The organism is Aeromonas sp. FDAARGOS 1417 (assembly GCF_019046985.1).
GTDB lineage: Bacteria > Pseudomonadota > Gammaproteobacteria > Enterobacterales > Aeromonadaceae > Aeromonas > Aeromonas veronii.
Map to the genome: position 1 here is coordinate 3,883,480 of NZ_CP077221.1, position 16,577 is coordinate 3,900,056.

Below are 16,577 nucleotides of genomic sequence, written 5' to 3' on the forward strand. Positions count from 1 at the left end.
GATGCCGATCCGTATTTTGCCACCCATTCTGGCCAACCAGATTGCAGCCGGAGAGGTGGTGGAGCGGCCCTCTTCTGTGGTGAAAGAGCTGGTGGAAAACAGCCTGGATGCGGGGGCCGACCGGGTCGAGATCGACATCGACAAGGGGGGAGCCAAGCTGATCCGCATCCGTGACAACGGCTGTGGCGTCGCCAAAGACGAGCTGGTGCTGGCGCTGTCGCGTCATGCGACCTCCAAGGTGGCCACGCTGGACGATCTGGAAGGGATCAACAGCCTCGGTTTTCGTGGCGAGGCGCTCGCCTCCATCAGCTCGGTCTCCCGCCTCACCTTCACCTCCCGTACCGCCGAGCAGTCCGAAGCCTGGCAAGCCCAGGCGGAAGGGCGAGAGATGAGCGTCACCATCAAGCCGGCGGCCCATCCGGTGGGCACCACGGTGGAGGTGGTGGATCTCTTCTTCAATACCCCCGCGCGGCGCAAGTTCATGCGCAGTGAAAAGACCGAGTTTGCCCATATCGACGAGCTGGTGCGCCGCATCGCGCTCTCCCGCTTCGATGCCACCCTGATCCTGCGCCACAATGGTAAGGTGGTGCGCCAGTACAAGGCCGCCAATACCGTGCCGGAGCAGGAGCGTCGCCTCGCCGCCGTTTGCGGCACCCCCTTCATGCACCATGCGCTGGCGGTGGAGAGCGAGCACAGCGATGTGCGGCTGTGGGGCTGGCTGGCGACTCCGGAGGGGGCAAGACCGCAAAACGACCTGCAATACACCTATGTAAACGGCCGGATGATGCGCGACAAGCTCATCAACCACGCCATTCGTCAGGCCTATGACGAGTTGCTGCCTCCCGACCGCTTCGCCGCCTATGTGCTCTATATCGAGCTGGATCCCCGTCAGGTGGATGTCAACGTCCACCCGGCCAAGCATGAGGTGCGCTTCCATCAGGCGCGACTGATCCACGACTTTATCTTTCAGGCGCTGTTTACCGCGCTGCGCCGCGAAGGAGTCAGCGCCGCTCATCAGGACGCGCCGCTGGCCGAAACCCTGGTCGAGTTGCCGGTCAGTCCGCAGATTGAATATCCCGGTCAGGCGCCACGCCCGGAGTGGTACGGTGCCGAGCACAGCTACCGGGCACCTGCACAGGTGCGGGAAGGGAACGGTGGTGGTGCAGGCAGGGTCAGCAACTATCAACCGCCCGAGCCCCCAAGCCGGGAGGCGATGCGCGGCATGGGCGCTCTGCTCACTACGCTGCCTATCGCAATTGCGGCTGAAGCTGTTCCCGCACAGCCCACCGACACAGTGCCGTCACCCAAACAGGGGGGATGTCGCGCCCTGACACTGGTGGAGCAGGCCTACCTGTTGATCGAGAGGGATAATCAGCTGGCGCTGCTCTCGCTGGTACGCGCCGAGCGGGTACTGCTACGCCACTGGCTGCTGGAGACCTGGGGCCAGGGACTGGCGGCCCAGCCACTGTTGCTGCCGGTCTCCTTCAAATTGCCGAAGAATTTGATCGCGCTGGTGACCGAGCAGGAACGTTTGCTGAAACGGATGGGGCTGGAGTTGAAAAGCGGGGGGCGCGACACCATGATCCTGACTCGGGTGCCGGCTCTGCTGCGCCAGACCGATCTGGGGCGTCTGTTACCCGAATTGCTGCAAATTATCGAGGGCGGATCTGACAGTGATGCTGGTCAGCAGGCTGAAGTATTATGCCAATGGCTGGTGGAGCAGGGGATAAGCCGCGAGAAGATATACGATTTTTCAACTGCCAGTCGTCTGCTGATGGAACTTGTGACCGATTTCAGTGACCAACTGGCAGACATTCGCATGGTGCGCCCCCTTTCGCTGGCGACCGTGCTGGAGGAGTTTGAACATGGCGAGTGACTTGCCGACCGCAATTTTTCTGATGGGGCCGACGGCCTCCGGCAAGACGGATCTCGCCATTGAACTGTGCCAGGCGCTGCCCTGCGACATCATCAGCGTCGATTCGGCGCTGATCTATCGCGGCATGGACATAGGTACGGCCAAGCCGACCGCTGATGAGCTGGCGCGGGCCCCGCACCGGCTGATCGACATTCTTGACCCCGCCATGAGCTATTCGGCTGCCGATTTTTGCAAGGATGCCCTGCGGGAGATGACAGAGATCGCCGACCGTGGCCGCATTCCGCTGCTGGTGGGCGGTACCATGCTCTATTTCAAGGCGCTGCTGGAGGGATTGTCCCCGCTGCCCTCCGCCGATCCCGCCATTCGAGCCGGGATTGAGGAAGAGGCTGCCCGCCTCGGTTGGCAGGCTCTGCACGATGAGCTGGTGCGCATTGACCCTGTGGCCGGGGCGCGGATCCACCCCAATGACCCGCAGCGACTCTCCCGGGCGCTGGAGGTCTACCGCATCAGCGGCAAGACCCTTACCGAGCTGACGCAAGTGCAGGGGGAGGGCTTGCCCTATCGAGTGCAGCAGTTTGCCATCGCCCCGAGTGATCGTGCCGTGCTGCATCAGCGTATCGAACAGCGCTTTGACAAGATGCTGCAAGGTGGCTTTGAACAGGAGGTTCGTGCGCTGATGGCGCGCGGCGATCTGCACCCGGATCTCCCCTCCATTCGCTGTGTGGGTTATCGCCAAATGTGGGACTACCTGTGCGGTGAAGTGGGGTATGATGAGATGCGTTATCGTGGCATTGTTGCCACACGCCAATTGGCAAAACGACAGATGACTTGGTTGCGCGGCTGGCCCGACGTGACCTGGTTGGAATCTGGTGAGTCTGGCAATCTCGACCGCGTGCTTGCTCGCGCTGGTGCGGCTTGACACTCCCTGTATAATCAGGTTGTTATATTGATATTCGGTGTTTAAAAACAACAAACTATAAGGAAAAGAAAAATGGCTAAGGGGCAATCTCTCCAAGACCCGTTTTTGAATGCGCTGCGCCGTGAGCGGATTCCTGTTTCTATCTATTTGGTGAACGGCATCAAACTGCAAGGTCAGATCGAGTCTTTTGACCAGTTTGTTATCCTGCTGAAAAACACCGTGAGCCAGATGGTTTACAAGCACGCCATCTCGACTGTCGTACCGGCCCGTGCCGTCAATCATCACCAGCCCACTCCGGGTGGCGCGGCTGATGAACAGGGTGATGCCGAGGCGTGATATCCCTGGGCGAGTCAACTCGCCAACTCAGATTCATCATGATTCCTGTTAAGGAGCAAGCGCTTGTTTGACCGTTATGAAGCTGGCGAACAGGCCGTTCTGGTGCATGTCAACTTCAGTGATGAGGGTGAGCGGGAGGATCTGGAAGAGCTCAAGATGTTGGTGAGCTCGGCCGGAGTTAATGCGCTGGGGGTAATTACCACCAGTCGCAGTGCGCCCAGTGCCAAATTTTTTGTCGGCAGTGGCAAGGCTGAAGAGATCGCGTCCCAAGTCCAGATGCTGGATGCCGACGTCGTCATCTTCAACCATGCCCTGACCCCCGCCCAGGAGCGCAACCTGGAGCGTCTGTTCCAGTGCCGGGTGGTGGACCGAACCGGCCTGATCCTCGATATCTTTGCCCAGCGCGCCCGTACCCACGAAGGTAAACTGCAGGTCGAACTGGCACAGTTGCGCCATCTTTCCACTCGTCTGGTGCGAGGCTGGACCCACCTTGAGCGTCAAAAGGGCGGGATCGGTCTGCGTGGCCCGGGTGAAACCCAGCTTGAAACTGACCGACGTCTGCTGCGGGAACGCATCAAGGCGATTTTGCGTCGGCTCGACAAGGTGGCCAAGCAGCGGGAGCAGGGACGCCGCGCCCGCAACCGCAACGAAGTGCCGACGGTGTCACTGGTTGGTTATACCAACGCCGGAAAGTCCACTTTGTTCAACCAACTTACAGCTGCCAGCGTGTATGCTGCCGACCAATTGTTCGCAACTCTGGATCCCACCCTGCGTAAACTGGTGATCCGGGATGTGGGTGATGTGATTTTGGCGGATACAGTTGGATTTATTCGACACTTGCCCCATGATCTGGTCGCGGCCTTCAAGGCAACCCTGCAGGAGACCCGTGAAGCGGATTTGCTGCTGCATGTGGTGGACTGTGCCGATGAGCAGATGCAGGAGAATATCGACTCCGTGCAGCAGGTATTGGCCGAGATTGAAGCCGATGACAGGCCCCAGCTGATGATCTGCAACAAGATCGACAAGCTGGCGGATCGTCCGGCAGGTCTGGAGCGAGATGACGAGGGGCGCCCGTTGCGCGTCTGGTTGTCGGCCCAGACCGGTGAAGGTTGTGAGCATCTGTTTACGGCGCTGACCGAATTGCTGGCTGGCTCCATGGTGCATCACACCCTGCAGTTGCCTCCTTCTGCCGCGAGATTGCGCAGTGCGCTCTATCAGCTGAAAGGGATTGAGCAGGAAGGTTTTAGCGAGGAGGGTGATTTCGTGCTGGAAGTCCGCTTGCAAGTGGCCGACTGGAACCGCCTCGTGAAACAGGAAGGTGAGAGTTTACAACGCTTTATCAGGCATTGATTCGTCGATGAAGGTGACCCCTTAGGGGCTTCTCAACGTATGATGGCCCGATAGAGATGATATCCATCCGCATGTATTAATGGAGACGCTGATGGCTTGGAATGAGCCTGGTAACAACGGCAAAGACCGTGACCCTTGGGGGAATAACGGCAAGAATCAGGGACCCCCTGATCTGGATGAAATGCTGCGCAAAGTGAGTCGCCGTTTCGGTGGCTTGTTTGGTGGCGGCAAATCTGGCGGCGATGTAGGTCGCTTTGGTATCTCCATCGCGCTGGTTGTGGCTGTGGTGGTGTGGGTCGTCAGCGGCTTCTACACCATTCGCGAAGCGGAGCGTGGTGCCGTGCTGCGGTTTGGCAAGTTTTCCCATATTGTCGAGCCGGGCCTGCGCTGGAAGCCGACCTTTATCGATCAGGTGATCCCGGTGGACGTCGAGTCCGTGCGTTCCCTGCCTGCCTCCGGTTTCATGCTGACTCAGGATGAGAACGTGGTACGGGTCGAGATGGACGTGCAGTACCGTGTGGTCAATCCCGAGCAATATCTGTTCAGCGTGACCAATGCCGACGAGAGTCTGGGTCAGGCCACCGATAGCGCCCTGCGCTATGTAGTGGGTCATACCCGGATGGATGACGTCCTGACTACCGGTCGTGAGAAGGTGCGTCAGGAGACCTGGCAGGTGATCGATGGCATCATCGAGCCCTACCAGATGGGTCTGCAGATCGTCGACGTCAACTTCCTGCCGGCGCGTCCGCCGGAAGAGGTGAAAGACGCCTTTGATGACGCCATCTCCGCTCAGGAAGATGAACAGCGCTTCATTCGTGAAGCAGAAGCCTATGCTCGTGAAGTGGAGCCCAAGGCCCGTGGCCAGGTGAAGCGTCTGGAGCAGGAAGCGGAAGCTTACAAGTCCCAGATCGTGTTGAAAGCCCAGGGTGAAGTTGCTCGCTTCAACGAGCTGCTGCCCCAGTATCTGGCTGCCCCCGAGCTGACCCGTGAGCGTATCTATCTGGAAACCATGGAAGAGCTCTATCAGCAGGCCAACAAGGTGGTGGTCGACATGCCGGCTGGCAACAACAGCATGATCTACCTGCCGCTCGACAAGCTTTCTGGCAAGCCGAAGGCTGCCCAGTCTGATCGTGCCACTGTCGCCCCGGTTACAGAGCAGGTCCCCGTTTCCAACGAGGGTGCCAACTCTACGCCGACAATGCCGCTGCGTAGCGGTGACCGCTTCAGCTCAGGGAGAAACTGATAGATGAAAAAGCTAGCTATTGGTGCAATCGCTGTCGCGGCCATGGTCTGCTTCTCCTCTGTCTTTATCGTTGATGAAGGTCAGAAGGGGATTGTGGTGCAGTTTGGCAAGGTGAAGCGGGTTGACTCCGGTGAACCCCGCCTCTATGAGCCGGGCCTGCACTTCAAGGTGCCGCTCATCGACCAGGTTCGCAAGATGGATGCCCGCATCCAGACCATTGACAGCCAGGCCGACCGTTTTGTCACCTCCGAGAAGAAAGACCTGATCATCGACTCCTACGTGAAGTGGAAGATCGAGGACTTCTCCAAGTACTACCTGGCAACCGGTGGTGGCAACAAGCTGCAGGCTGAAGATCTGCTCAAGCGCAAGATCAACAATGGTCTGCGTTCCGAGATCGGTAACCGCACCATCAAGGACATCGTCTCCGGTGAGCGTAGTACCGTGATGGAAGATGCCCTGAAGAAGATGGCGCGCTCCTCCGAGCTCGGCATCAAGGTGGTGGATGTGCGGATCAAGCAGATCAACCTGCCGGTGGAAGTCTCCAACTCCATCTACCAGCGGATGCGCGCCGAGCGTACCGCAGTCGCCCGTGAGCACCGCTCTCAGGGTCGCGAGAAGGCTGAAATCCTGCGTGCCGATATCGACCGCAAGGTAACCGTCATGATCGCTGACGCCGAGAGTAACGCTCGCCAGCTGCGCGGTGAAGGGGATGCGGAAGCCGCCAAGATCTATGCCGACAGCTACAAGAAAGACCCCGAGTTTTTCAGCTTCGTGCGTAGCATGGAGGCCTATCGCAAGAGCTTTGCCGGTGGCAACGACCTGATGGTGTTGAAGCCGGACAGCGAGTTCTTCCGTTACCTCAAGTCTCCTCACGGCACCAAGCAGTAATCGCCACGAGGTCACATTCAAAGGGTCTGCATTGTCAGACCCTTTTGTTTTTGGTGCCAATGCCAGCCGTCGACCCAGGGGGCTGGTTGCATTGAAGGAGGTCGGATGCTGACATCCATGCTGATGGGGTTGGGATTGCTGCTGTTGTTCGAGGGGCTCGGCCCGCTGTTGATGCCAAGGGCATGGCAGCAGATGTTGCGGCTGCTGAGCGATCAGCCACCGGAGCAGTTGCGCCGTATCGGCGGCTCGCTAGTGGTTGCGGGTAGCGTGATCCTCTGGATGCTGAGTCGCTGAGTCTGGCGCAATGCACTGTCCAGCAGATAGCAGACAATAAAAAAGAGGCCGAAGGCCTCTTTTTTCATCCATGTCGTTTACTCAGGCACTGCGCTGCACGGCCATGTGGGCCAGTGTTTCCAGCGCGTGCTTGTGCTGGGAGTCAGGCAGGATGGCGAGAGCGGCAATGGCCTTGTCGGCCTCTTCCCTGGCACGCATGCGGGAGTACTCCAGCGCGCCGGTACGATCGAGAATGCCGAGGATCTGCTCAAGATGCTCCATGCCGTTGCGGTGCTCGATGGCATCGCGCACCAGCTGGCGCTCTTCCGGCGTGCCCACTTCCATGGCACGCAGCAGCGGCAGGGTTGGTTTGCCTTCGGCCAGATCGTCGCCGACGTTCTTGCCCATCTCTTCGCTCTGGGAGCAGTAGTCCATCACGTCATCAATGATCTGGAACGCGGTGCCCAGATACTTGCCGTAATCGGTCATGGCCTGCTCGACGGGCTCGGGCTGATGGGTCAGCACGGCGGCAAGGCGAGTGGCGGCCTCGAACAGCTTGGCGGTCTTGCAGTAGATGACCGTCATGTAGCTCTCTTCGGTGGTATCCGGGTCGTTGCAGTTCATCAGCTGCAACACTTCCCCTTCGGCGATGGTGTTGGTGGCATCCGAGAGGATCTCCATCACCCGCAGGTTGGAGAGTTCGGCCATCATCTGAAAGGAGCGGCTATAAAGGTAGTCACCGACCAGCACGCTGGCGGCATTGCCAAACATGGCGTTGGCGGTCTCCCGGCCACGGCGCAGGTCGGATTCGTCGACCACGTCGTCATGCAGCAGGGTCGAGGTGTGAATGAATTCGATGATGGCGGCCAGTTTCAGGTGATCCTCACCCTCATAGCCCAGCGCACGCGCAGCCATCACGGTCAGCATGGGGCGCATCCGTTTCCCGCCGGCGCTGACAATGTAGAAACCCAGCTGATTAATCAGACTAACGTCGGACTGGAGTCGGGCCAGGATCAGTTCATTGACCGCCGTCATGTCGGCGGCACAGAGCGCACGGATAGTCTGTTGGTCCATAAGTCTCGTAACGTGACAGCAGCAATAACTGCGATTTTAGTAATGGCAGGGATTCTACACGATTTCACAATGGGTTACAGTTAGGCGTTTATCCACGGCGGCAGATATGCGCACAAAATAAACTTTTTGCTAAATTGGCCTTGCCTGAGCAGATCGATTTGCGTAGAATGCCCGCCCATTGTTATAGGTTTTTGCGCATGTCTAGCCTTGAGCAAAAGACATGCCTTTACGGAGTTAATCAAATGTACGCGGTATTCCAAAGCGGCGGAAAACAACACCGTGTGGCCGAAGGTCAAATCGTTCGTCTGGAAAAGCTGAACGTTGAGACTGGCGCTACCATCGACTTCAACGAAGTTCTGATGGTTGCTGCAGGCGACACTTTTAAAGTAGGTGCTCCTTTCGTTGAAGGTGGCAAGGTTGTAGCTGAAGTTGTGGCTCACGGCCGTGGCGAGAAAGTGACTATCGTCAAGTTCCGTCGTCGTAAGCACCATCGTAAGCAAGCGGGCCACCGTCAGTGGTTCACTGAAGTCAAAATCACTGGCATCAGCGCTTAATTAGAGGAGTCCGATAAATGGCACACAAAAAAGCTGGCGGTTCATCCCGCAACGGTCGCGATTCTGAAGCTAAACGCCTGGGCGTGAAGCGTTTCGGCGGCGAAACAGTTCTGGCTGGCAGCATCATCGTTCGTCAACGTGGTACCAAGTTCCATGCTGGCACCAACGTTGGTCTGGGCAAGGATCACACCCTGTTCGCAACTGCGACTGGTAAAATCCTGTTCGAAGTTAAAGGTCCGCTGAATCGTAAGTACGTTAGCATCGTTGCTGAGTAATTACGGACCGCAAGGATCCGAAGCCCCGCCAACAGGCGGGGCTTTTGTTTTTCTGACGTCTTTCTGATGTCGTTGACGAAAAAACGGAACGCAGCTGACTTTGGCTCTGACGGGCATGATTGGCAAGATGCGTATCGCCCGCAGGGGTCTGTACCACTATAATTGCGTATCGGTTTTTCGAATTAAGGTGACGGTTACCTATGAAGTTTGTTGATGAAGTCCAGATTCGAGTCGATGCCGGTGACGGTGGTAACGGTTGTGTAAGCTTTCGCCGTGAAAAATATATTCCCAACGGTGGTCCGGATGGCGGTGACGGCGGTGACGGTGGCGACGTATATCTGATCGCCGACGAGAACCTCAATACCCTGATCGACTACCGTTTCGAGCGTTTCCATGCTGCCGAGCGCGGTGAGAATGGCCAGAGCGCCAACTGTACCGGTCGCCGCGGCAAGGACAAGATCCTGCGTGTGCCTGTCGGTACCCGGGCGACCGATGAGGATACCGGTGAACTGCTGGGGGATCTGACCCACCACGAGCAGAAGCTGCTGGTTGCCAAAGGTGGTTTCCACGGTCTGGGCAACACCCGCTTCAAGAGCTCCGTCAACCGTGCTCCCCGCCAGAAGAGTAACGGTACTCCGGGTGAAGTGCGTACTCTGAAGCTGGAGCTGCTGCTGCTGGCCGATGTCGGCATGCTGGGTCTGCCCAACGCCGGCAAGTCTACCTTTATTCGCGCCGTGTCTGCGGCTCGCCCGAAAGTGGCTGACTACCCCTTCACTACCCTGGTACCGAACCTGGGTGTGGTGCGTGGTGAGAACTCCCGCTCCTTCGTGATCGCCGATATCCCGGGCCTGATCGAAGGCGCTGCCGAAGGTGCAGGTCTGGGTATCCGCTTCCTGAAACACCTCGAGCGTTGCCGCGTGCTGATCCACCTGGTGGATATCTGCCCGGTTGATGGCTCCGATCCTGCTGAAAATGCCGTGACCATCGTCAAGGAGCTGGAGAAGTACAGCCCGGAACTGGCTGGCAAGCCGCGCTGGTTGGTGTTCAACAAGATGGATCTGATCCTGGAAGAAGAAGCCCAGGAGGTGATGGATCGCGTCAAGGCGGCCCTGAACCACGAAGGTCCGGTCTATGCTATCACTGCCATCAGCAAGGAAGGCACCAAGAAGGTCTGCTACGACATTCTGGATCTGCTGGATACCATGCCCCGTCAGCTGGCGGAAGATGCCAAAGACGCCATCGAGAAGGTGGAGTTCAAGTGGGATGACTACCACAAGAACCAGCTGGCCAAGGCTGAAGCGGAAGCACTGGCTGCCTCTCTTGCCTTCGATGAAGGGCTTGATGATGACGATTGGGATGACGACGAAGATGATGGCGTTGAAGTCATCTACGTCCGTGACTGACCCCCGTCACTCTGATTGAAAACCGGAGCCTGAACAGGCTCCGGTTTTTTTATGTCTATCGAGCAGCAACTCATTAGGTATATTTGTGATGTCACTTATTGCCTGCTACTGATAACCGATTATACTGCCCACCAAAATTAACAATAATGAAACAATCATCTGGCGATGTCGATTGAATCGATATGCGCCGCTGTATCTTATTGTTTTGATGGAAGGTTTGCCTGTGGAAATATTTATGCGCACATTTCTGCCTTAAAGGCTTGTTTGTGCATTTTTTTAGAGTATTCTTGCGCCCGTTTTGCCGGTTAATGCATGAATACGCAGGTTGGCCGGGCTAGGGAAAAGTAACATTAGGGCAGTCATATCATGTTGGAAAAGAGTCTCGAAGCACCTGCGGTCAATACTCGCCGTAACTTGTTGATGTTTCTGATTCCGTCACTTATCGGGATCCTGTTGTTCATGACGCCGGTCGTCTATGACGGTAACGTCACCATCCCGGTGGCCGTGCTGGCCAAGCTGGTACAGCGCGTTTTTGCCGATTATCTGGTCGCCATGGTCAGTGCGGTGATCACCACCACCATGCTGATGACGGTGATTGCCTGGTTGTTCAAGCCAGCGATTCTTGTGCGTCGTCCTTTCCTCAACAGTTTGTTCAATGTCTCCCCTTTCTGGGCCTGCGTGCGGGTGCTGGGCGGTATCTTCGTGCTGTTGACCTTCTTCCAGGTGGGGCCAGAGGTGCTTTACTCCGGCGCAACCGGTGGACTGGTGCTCAACGATCTACTGCCGGTGCTGTTTTCAGTCTTCATCTTTGCCGGCCTGCTGCTGCCGTTGCTGCTCGATTTTGGGTTGCTGGAATTTGTCGGCACCATGATGACCCGCATCATGCGTCCGGTGTTCCGGTTGCCGGGTCGCTCCGCAGTGGATTGCTTTGCCTCCTGGCTCGGCGATGGCAGCGTCGGCATCCTGCTGACCAGCAAGCAGTACGAAGGGAAGTTCTATACCCAGCGTGAAGCCGCGGTGATTGGCACCACCTTCTCTGCCGTCTCCATCACCTTCTGTCTGGTGGTGATCTCCCAGGTGAAGCTGGAGCACATGTTCGTCCCCTTCTACCTGACCGTCTGTCTGGCAGGGGTGGTTGCCGCTATCGTGGTGCCGCGTCTGCCACCGCTCTGCTGGAAGAAGGACATCTATGCCGATGGCACCCTCCTGTGCCGCAAGCAGGAAGCAGTGCCGCACCAGCACAGCGTAATGAGCTATGGTTTCGAGCGTGCCCTGACCAAGGCTGACAGCATGACTGATCTCGGTGCCGTCGCGCGGGAAGGGGTGAAGAATGCACTGGATATGGTGTTTGGCGTGCTGCCGGTGGTGATGGCGATCGGCACCTGTGCCCTTATGCTGGCCGAACATACCCCTATCTTCAACTGGCTTGGCGCTCCGTTCGTCCCCTTGCTGGAGCTTTTGCAACTGCCGGAGGCGGAAGCGGCTTCCAAGACCATCATGGTCGGTTTTGCCGACATGTTTATTCCGGCGGTGCTGGCCTCGACCATCGAGAGCGACATGACCCGCTTCGTGATTGCCGCCATGTCGGTCACCCAGCTGATCTATATGTCCGAAGTCGGCGCCCTGCTGCTGGGCAGCAAGATCCCGGTCAAGCTGTGGGAGTTGTTCGTTATCTTCCTGCTGCGCACTCTGGTCACCTTGCCGGTTATCGCCGGGGTAGCACACCTGCTGTTCTAAGGGCGCAACGTAGTGAAAAACGGTCAACCTCGGTTGACCGTTTTTTTATGGCTTTTCCTCTTTTCTCCGGGCTGATGGATGACGCGGGTTATTCGCAAAACGTCCTGCCTTGCAAGGTGTGGGTCATTCGCCGTGGGCTGAGTGTGGGTAACAAGAGAGAAGGGCCCTTGCTCATCAGTGTCCCTGCGGGTGGGGCTGTGCCGGCTTGCGGGGACACTGCACCAGCAGGGTATGGATGGTGAAGGTGCTGATCTGGGGGAAGCTCGGGCTAAATCCCCTCATCGGGTCGGTGCCCCCCATGCTCATCTGAACCTTGGTGAAGGTGTGCTGGCTGTGATCGGTTTCCTGATAGCCCTGCGGACAGCTCAAGCTTGCCTGTTGCTGGCAATCATCCGGCGCACTGCACTCGATCTGGAATCGTTAGCGAGGAATCTGCGGAGGTGAGCTCAGTGACAGTGGCGGGGGCGCAACCGGACAGCAATATACTGCCCAGCAGGACAATTCTCTGTGACATAAAAGGCGCGTGCTCTGTGGGGCAAGAAAAGGGGGGAGCGTGCCGGCCGGACCCTTGGTATCCCGCGCCGGCCGGACCCTTGGTATCCCGCGCCGGCCGCCCTATGGGTTAGCGTGACGTTATGCTCAGATCGGACACTGGATGGTTAACGAGTGGACCGTGTTGGCGATGCGATAGGGCTTGGCAGCTTGGTAGATTTGCTTCTCCTTGTCATAGCTTCCCCCCAGATACTGGGTGCTGTAGAGCGTCTGCTGACGGCGGTCGGTCTCCTTGTAACCTTGCGGGCAGGTCTGGTTGGCCTGCTGGAAGCAGGCTTTCATGCTGCTGCATTCGATGTAGAAACCGCGCTGGCTGGTATCGGCAAGGTGCACCGGGGTGACGGTGGGGGCGGGGGGAGACAACAGGGCGCAACCGGAGAGCGTCAGCGTGCCCAGCAGAACGAGATGTTTTGACATAGATAACCTGAACAGTGTGGTGTGACAAAAAGTGAGGGGGAGTCTATTGCTCCCCCTTCGCTATAGGGGCACCGTTATAACCAGCCGGGGGCGCTCAGGCCAGCCCGCAAATGTAAGAAAATATGATCCACCCCCGTGCATGCGCGGCCAGCAGGATGAGCGTTCAAACAATACGTGCCTGAGATTTGTTCCGTTCGATTGCTGCCGCTTGGCAGGCAGAGTGTGGCAGGAGATAGTGATTCAGTCAGGTATCCCGTGCTACATTGCCCCACTTGTTACTGGCCTGTAAATCAATGGAGTGACCCATGTCTGCCATCCCCTATTCCGTGCTCGATCTGGTGCCTGTTGCCGAAGGTTCCGTGCCTGCCGAGTCGTTTCGCCGTTCACGGGATCTTGCCCGCCATGCCGAGGGTTGGGGTTACAAGCGCTACTGGCTCGCCGAACATCACAACATGCCGGGCATTGCCAGTGCCGCCACCTCGGTGCTGATCGGCCATCTGGCCGAAGCCACCACCACTTTGCGGATCGGCGCGGGTGGCATCATGCTGCCGAACCACTCGCCTCTGGTGATTGCCGAACAGTTTGGCACCTTGGCTTCGCTCTATCCCGACCGCATCGACCTTGGCCTTGGCCGCGCCCCCGGTACCGATCAGCGCACCATGCGGGCTCTGCGGCGAATGCGCAGTGGCGAGGTGGATGATTTTCCGGCCGATGTACGCGAGCTGATGAGCTACTTTGGCGACGAGATTGGCGCCGTGCAGGCGGTGCCCGGTCAGGGGTTGCATCTACCCATTTGGCTGCTGGGCTCCAGCCTCTACAGCGCGCAACTTGCAGCGGCGATGGGCTTGCCGTTCGGTTTTGCCTCCCATTTCGCGCCCGCCATGCTGCTGCAGGCGCTGGAGATCTACCGCGCCCAGTATCGCCCCTCTGCTCGCTGGCCCAAGCCCCATGCGGTGGTCTGCATCAACATGATCGCCGCCGACAGCGAGCGGGAGGCACGCTTCCAGTTCACCACCCTGCAGCAGCAGTTCCTGCGCCTGCATCGCGGCAACGCAGGCAAGCTGCCGGCCCCTGTCATCGAGCTGGGGGAGGAGTGGTCGGAGCGCGAGCTGCTGGCCATGGAGCAGACCCTGGCCCGTTCTCTGGTGGGCAACCCGGATCAGGTGCGTCACGGCCTCAAGGCGCTGCTGGCGGAAACTCGGGCCGACGAGCTGATGTTCAACGGTCCCATCGTCGATCATCAGGCCCGACTGCATTCTTTCGAGATTGCCGCCGAGCTGATGCAGAGCCTGTAAGCCATGACGAACCCTCCTGTCGCGGTGGATGGGCCGTATTGGAATCCCATGGTACCGGAGCTGTCGGTTACCGATCTGGCTCGATCTCTGGTTTTCTATACCGGTTTGTTGGGCTTCTCGGTCCGCTATCGGCGCGATGACCCTCCTTTTGCTTATCTTGAGCAGCAACAGATACAGCTGATGCTGGAGCAGGTACATCCGGCGGGTTGGCAGGTCGGGGCGCTGGAGCCACCGTTCGGTCGGGGGATCAATCTGCAGATGGAGCTGACCGAGATCCAGCCGCTACTCGACCGATTACAGGCCGCCGAGATTGCACTTTTCCGGCAGCCCACTGAGGTCTGGTATCCAGTGGGCGAGATGCTGGCCGGGCAGCGCGAATTTTTGCTGCAGGATCCCGATGGTTATCTGCTACGGTTTGTGCAATATCTGGGGGGAACGAGCGGTTGACTGACAAGATAAAAATCTTAACCATCTGATTTTAAAGAATTGTCAGATGTATGTCGGCCATCTGTCGTGTCACCTTTCGCGGCGTTAGCCCTATGCTGGCCCTGTCAATTACCACAAGGAGTTCGAGATGATCGTCAGGAAGTTGAGATTGCAACGGGGTTGGTCTCAGGATCAGTTGGCAACGTTGACTGGTTTGAGTGTCCGCACTATCCAGCGGATCGAGCAGGGGCAGCAACCCGGACTGGAATCTCTCAAGGCCCTGGCCGCTGTCTTTGAACTCGATGTGGCTCAACTGGATGGATCAGAGCAACAGGAGCGCGAGATGAGAGGAAGTGACACTATGGGGCAGGATGCGGTGCAGGTATCGGCAGAGGAGCGGGCGGCAATGCGCTATGTGGAGGAGCTCAAGGGCTTCTATCACCATGTCGCCAGCTATGTGGTGGTGATCTGCGGGCTGTTTGTCATCAACTACCTGAGCAATCCGGAGTACATCTGGGCATGGTGGCCAACCTTGGGTTGGGGGCTGGGACTTGCCTCCCATGCTGTTCGGGTGTTTCAGCCCTTCAAGCTGTTTGGCCCCGAGTGGGAGCGGCGCCAGATCGAGAAGCGGCTGGGGCGCAAGTTGTAACTTCATTCGTCGGAAAACAGGGAACCTAAAACAGCAAGCCCGGCAACCTGCCGGGCTTTGTTATTGGAGCGGGTTGTGGCCATCCGTGCGGCAGCAATCGCCTGATTGCTGCGCACTTTCTAGCTGGCGTGAACCGGGCAGGGGGTGGTGGTCAGGGCATCATCCTCGTAGCGCCACAGGGTGAGGCTGTTGCCCCAGACGCAGCCGGTATCGAGCGCCTTGATATCGCTCTTGCCGGTGTTACCCATCAGGGCCGCCCAGTGGCCGAACACCAGAATGGGGTCATCCACGTGGTGTTCGCGCTGTTCGAACCAGGGACGCAGCCCCGGGGTCGACTCCTTGGGCCCCTTCTTGCATTTGAAGTCGAGACGACCGTCGAAATAGCAGAAGCGCATCCGGGTGAAGGTGTTGATGATATAGCGGTAGCGGTCGATCCCGACCAGATCATCTTTCCAGCCATCGGGCTGGTCGCCGTACATGTTGTGCAGCAGCCAGCTGTACTGGTCACCGCGCAGCAGGCTCTCTACCTCGCGGGCGCAGTTGCGCGCGGTGCGGGCATCCCACGCCGGGGAGATACCGGCATGCACCATCATGATGGGCAGATCCGGATGTTCGGCCAGTAGCGGGCGGTGGCGCAGCCACTCCAGCAGTTCATCCCGATCAGGGGCATCCATCAGGCTTTGCAGCTTGTCTTTCTTCTTGAGCGGTGCAACGCCATCGGCGACCGCCAGCAGGTGCAGGTCGTGGTTGCCGAGCACGGTAACGGCGCGGTTGCCCAGCCCTTTGACAAAACGCAGGGTATTGAGGGAGTCCGGGCCGCGGGCGACCAGATCGCCGCAGAGCCAGAGCACGTCATTTTCGGGATCGAACGCGGCAAGATCCAGCAGACGGCGCAAGTCGTCGTAACAGCCCTGGATGTCACCGACAAAACAGTTCGCCATGAAACCTCAGTTGATAATATTGGGGATGGCCAGCGTGAAAGGGGCGATGGGCGCCTCGAACTGCTGACCTGAGCCATCTTGCAGGGTATAGCTCCCTTCCATCACCCCAAGCGGGGTCGCCAGCGGCACGCCGCTCTGGTAGCGGTAGGTCTCACCTTCGGCAATGACGGGTTGTTCCCCGACCACGCCCGGGCCTGCCACTTCCTGCATCTTGCCATTGGCATCGGTGATGAGCCAGCGCCGATGCAGCAGTTGCACCGGGCCGGGCCCCAGATTCTCAATCTCGATCAGATAGTGAAACTGGTAAGGGTCTTTGGAGTCCGCCACATACACGGGGTATGGGCGGATCTCGATGTGCGGGAGTGCCAC

Annotated in this window: 19 protein-coding genes; 14 read left to right on the forward strand and 5 right to left on the reverse strand. The window is 58.4% G+C overall.

The genetic code is table 11. The annotated features are described in order from the left end of the window. Position 1 precedes the first annotated feature (1 nt). From mutL to I6L47_RS17995, 7 genes are all read left to right on the forward strand, one after another. On the forward strand, positions 2-1,876 hold the full coding sequence (gene mutL, locus I6L47_RS17965; protein WP_216949384.1) for a DNA mismatch repair endonuclease MutL: 1,875 nt from the start codon (positions 2-4) through the stop codon (positions 1,874-1,876). Beyond that, positions 1,866-2,795, forward strand: coding sequence for a tRNA (adenosine(37)-N6)-dimethylallyltransferase MiaA (miaA, locus tag I6L47_RS17970; protein WP_216948010.1), 930 nt, complete (start codon positions 1,866-1,868; stop codon positions 2,793-2,795). Before mutL ends, miaA begins: the two co-directional genes overlap by 11 nt. A gap of 72 nt (positions 2,796-2,867) precedes the next feature. Then, positions 2,868-3,131 (forward strand): RNA chaperone Hfq, encoded by a 264-nt coding sequence (gene hfq / locus I6L47_RS17975; protein ID WP_005339045.1) that lies wholly within the window; start codon positions 2,868-2,870, stop codon positions 3,129-3,131. A gap of 63 nt (positions 3,132-3,194) precedes the next feature. Continuing rightward, entirely contained in the window at positions 3,195-4,481 is a 1,287-nt protein-coding gene (gene hflX / locus I6L47_RS17980; protein WP_005339043.1) for a ribosome rescue GTPase HflX, read from the forward strand. A gap of 91 nt (positions 4,482-4,572) precedes the next feature. Next, the gene (gene hflK / locus I6L47_RS17985) at positions 4,573-5,724 is read left to right on the forward strand and encodes an FtsH protease activity modulator HflK (protein WP_005339041.1); all 1,152 of its coding nucleotides are present in this window, start codon (positions 4,573-4,575) and stop codon (positions 5,722-5,724) included. 3 nt (positions 5,725-5,727) lie between these two features. Further along, positions 5,728-6,612, forward strand: a complete 885-nt coding sequence (gene hflC / locus I6L47_RS17990; protein WP_005339038.1) for a protease modulator HflC — start codon at positions 5,728-5,730, stop codon at positions 6,610-6,612. Between the two features lie 105 nt (positions 6,613-6,717). After that, positions 6,718-6,906: a DUF2065 family protein gene (locus tag I6L47_RS17995; protein WP_005339036.1), complete on the forward strand. Its 189-nt coding sequence runs from the start codon at positions 6,718-6,720 to the stop codon at positions 6,904-6,906. An 81-nt stretch (positions 6,907-6,987) separates the two neighbouring features. Here the strand turns inward: I6L47_RS17995 and ispB are convergent, their stop codons facing one another. Further along, the gene (gene ispB / locus I6L47_RS18000) at positions 6,988-7,959 is read right to left on the reverse strand and encodes an octaprenyl diphosphate synthase (protein ID WP_058059475.1); all 972 of its coding nucleotides are present in this window, start codon (positions 7,957-7,959) and stop codon (positions 6,988-6,990) included. Between the two features lie 242 nt (positions 7,960-8,201). Here ispB and rplU point away from each other — a divergent pair, with 242 nt between their 5' ends. The 4 genes from rplU to I6L47_RS18020 all read left to right on the forward strand — a co-directional run bounded on the left by rplU (position 8,202) and on the right by I6L47_RS18020 (position 11,928). Next, complete coding sequence (gene rplU, locus I6L47_RS18005) at positions 8,202-8,513, forward strand: 50S ribosomal protein L21 (RefSeq protein WP_005304210.1); 312 nt, start codon at positions 8,202-8,204, stop codon at positions 8,511-8,513. A 17-nt stretch (positions 8,514-8,530) separates the two neighbouring features. Further along, positions 8,531-8,788 carry a 50S ribosomal protein L27 gene (gene rpmA / locus I6L47_RS18010; protein WP_005339028.1) on the forward strand — a complete coding sequence of 86 codons (258 nt, stop codon included), beginning with the start codon at positions 8,531-8,533 and terminating at the stop codon, positions 8,786-8,788. Between the two features lie 200 nt (positions 8,789-8,988). Continuing rightward, positions 8,989-10,191 (forward strand): Obg family GTPase CgtA, encoded by a 1,203-nt coding sequence (cgtA, locus tag I6L47_RS18015; RefSeq protein WP_005339026.1) that lies wholly within the window; start codon positions 8,989-8,991, stop codon positions 10,189-10,191. 366 nt (positions 10,192-10,557) lie between these two features. Further along, on the forward strand, positions 10,558-11,928 hold the full coding sequence (locus I6L47_RS18020; RefSeq protein WP_216948011.1) for a YjiH family protein: 1,371 nt from the start codon (positions 10,558-10,560) through the stop codon (positions 11,926-11,928). 174 nt (positions 11,929-12,102) lie between these two features. Here the strand turns inward: I6L47_RS18020 and I6L47_RS22545 are convergent, their stop codons facing one another. Both I6L47_RS22545 and I6L47_RS18030 read right to left on the reverse strand, forming a co-directional pair. Continuing rightward, positions 12,103-12,297, reverse strand: a complete 195-nt coding sequence (locus I6L47_RS22545) for a hypothetical protein (protein WP_254204767.1) — start codon at positions 12,295-12,297, stop codon at positions 12,103-12,105. 270 nt (positions 12,298-12,567) lie between these two features. After that, entirely contained in the window at positions 12,568-12,897 is a 330-nt protein-coding gene (locus I6L47_RS18030; RefSeq protein ID WP_216948012.1) for a hypothetical protein, read from the reverse strand. Between the two features lie 305 nt (positions 12,898-13,202). On the opposite strand from I6L47_RS18030, the gene I6L47_RS18035 reads away from it, so the two are divergent. The 3 genes from I6L47_RS18035 (at position 13,203) to I6L47_RS18045 (ending at position 15,267) form a co-directional block, all read left to right on the forward strand. Further along, the gene (locus tag I6L47_RS18035) at positions 13,203-14,192 is read left to right on the forward strand and encodes a luciferase-like monooxygenase (protein WP_216948013.1); all 990 of its coding nucleotides are present in this window, start codon (positions 13,203-13,205) and stop codon (positions 14,190-14,192) included. Positions 14,193-14,195: 3 nt separating this feature from the next. After that, complete coding sequence (locus I6L47_RS18040) at positions 14,196-14,639, forward strand: VOC family protein (protein ID WP_216948014.1); 444 nt, start codon at positions 14,196-14,198, stop codon at positions 14,637-14,639. 127 nt (positions 14,640-14,766) lie between these two features. Beyond that, entirely contained in the window at positions 14,767-15,267 is a 501-nt protein-coding gene (locus I6L47_RS18045; RefSeq protein WP_021231934.1) for a 2TM domain-containing protein, read from the forward strand. A 119-nt stretch (positions 15,268-15,386) separates the two neighbouring features. On the opposite strand, the gene I6L47_RS18050 is transcribed toward I6L47_RS18045, so the two are convergent. After that, entirely contained in the window at positions 15,387-16,208 is an 822-nt protein-coding gene (locus tag I6L47_RS18050; RefSeq protein ID WP_216948015.1) for a symmetrical bis(5'-nucleosyl)-tetraphosphatase, read from the reverse strand. 6 nt (positions 16,209-16,214) lie between these two features. Beyond that, positions 16,215-16,577 carry a Co2+/Mg2+ efflux protein ApaG gene (gene apaG, locus I6L47_RS18055; RefSeq protein WP_216948016.1) on the reverse strand — a complete coding sequence of 121 codons (363 nt, stop codon included), beginning with the start codon at positions 16,575-16,577 and terminating at the stop codon, positions 16,215-16,217.

Bases quoted from the DNA above. Each gene is read 5' to 3' on its own strand.
- I6L47_RS18045 (WP_021231934.1), top strand. From the start codon at position 14,767: ATGATCGTCAGGAAGTTGAGATTGCAACGGGGTTGGTCTCAGGATCAG.
- miaA (WP_216948010.1), top strand. From the start codon at position 1,866: ATGGCGAGTGACTTGCCGACCGCAATTTTTCTGATGGGGCCGACGGCC.
- I6L47_RS18050 (WP_216948015.1), bottom strand. From the start codon at position 16,208: ATGGCGAACTGTTTTGTCGGTGACATCCAGGGCTGTTACGACGACTTG.
- cgtA (WP_005339026.1), top strand. From the start codon at position 8,989: ATGAAGTTTGTTGATGAAGTCCAGATTCGAGTCGATGCCGGTGACGGT.
- I6L47_RS18030 (WP_216948012.1), bottom strand. From the start codon at position 12,897: ATGTCAAAACATCTCGTTCTGCTGGGCACGCTGACGCTCTCCGGTTGC.
- ispB (WP_058059475.1), bottom strand. From the start codon at position 7,959: ATGGACCAACAGACTATCCGTGCGCTCTGTGCCGCCGACATGACGGCG.
- rplU (WP_005304210.1), top strand. From the start codon at position 8,202: ATGTACGCGGTATTCCAAAGCGGCGGAAAACAACACCGTGTGGCCGAA.
- I6L47_RS17995 (WP_005339036.1), top strand. From the start codon at position 6,718: ATGCTGACATCCATGCTGATGGGGTTGGGATTGCTGCTGTTGTTCGAG.
- hflC (WP_005339038.1), top strand. From the start codon at position 5,728: ATGAAAAAGCTAGCTATTGGTGCAATCGCTGTCGCGGCCATGGTCTGC.
- I6L47_RS18020 (WP_216948011.1), top strand. From the start codon at position 10,558: ATGTTGGAAAAGAGTCTCGAAGCACCTGCGGTCAATACTCGCCGTAAC.
- mutL (WP_216949384.1), top strand. From the start codon at position 2: ATGCCGATCCGTATTTTGCCACCCATTCTGGCCAACCAGATTGCAGCC.
- hfq (WP_005339045.1), top strand. From the start codon at position 2,868: ATGGCTAAGGGGCAATCTCTCCAAGACCCGTTTTTGAATGCGCTGCGC.
- I6L47_RS18040 (WP_216948014.1), top strand. From the start codon at position 14,196: ATGACGAACCCTCCTGTCGCGGTGGATGGGCCGTATTGGAATCCCATG.
- hflK (WP_005339041.1), top strand. From the start codon at position 4,573: ATGGCTTGGAATGAGCCTGGTAACAACGGCAAAGACCGTGACCCTTGG.
- rpmA (WP_005339028.1), top strand. From the start codon at position 8,531: ATGGCACACAAAAAAGCTGGCGGTTCATCCCGCAACGGTCGCGATTCT.
- I6L47_RS18035 (WP_216948013.1), top strand. From the start codon at position 13,203: ATGTCTGCCATCCCCTATTCCGTGCTCGATCTGGTGCCTGTTGCCGAA.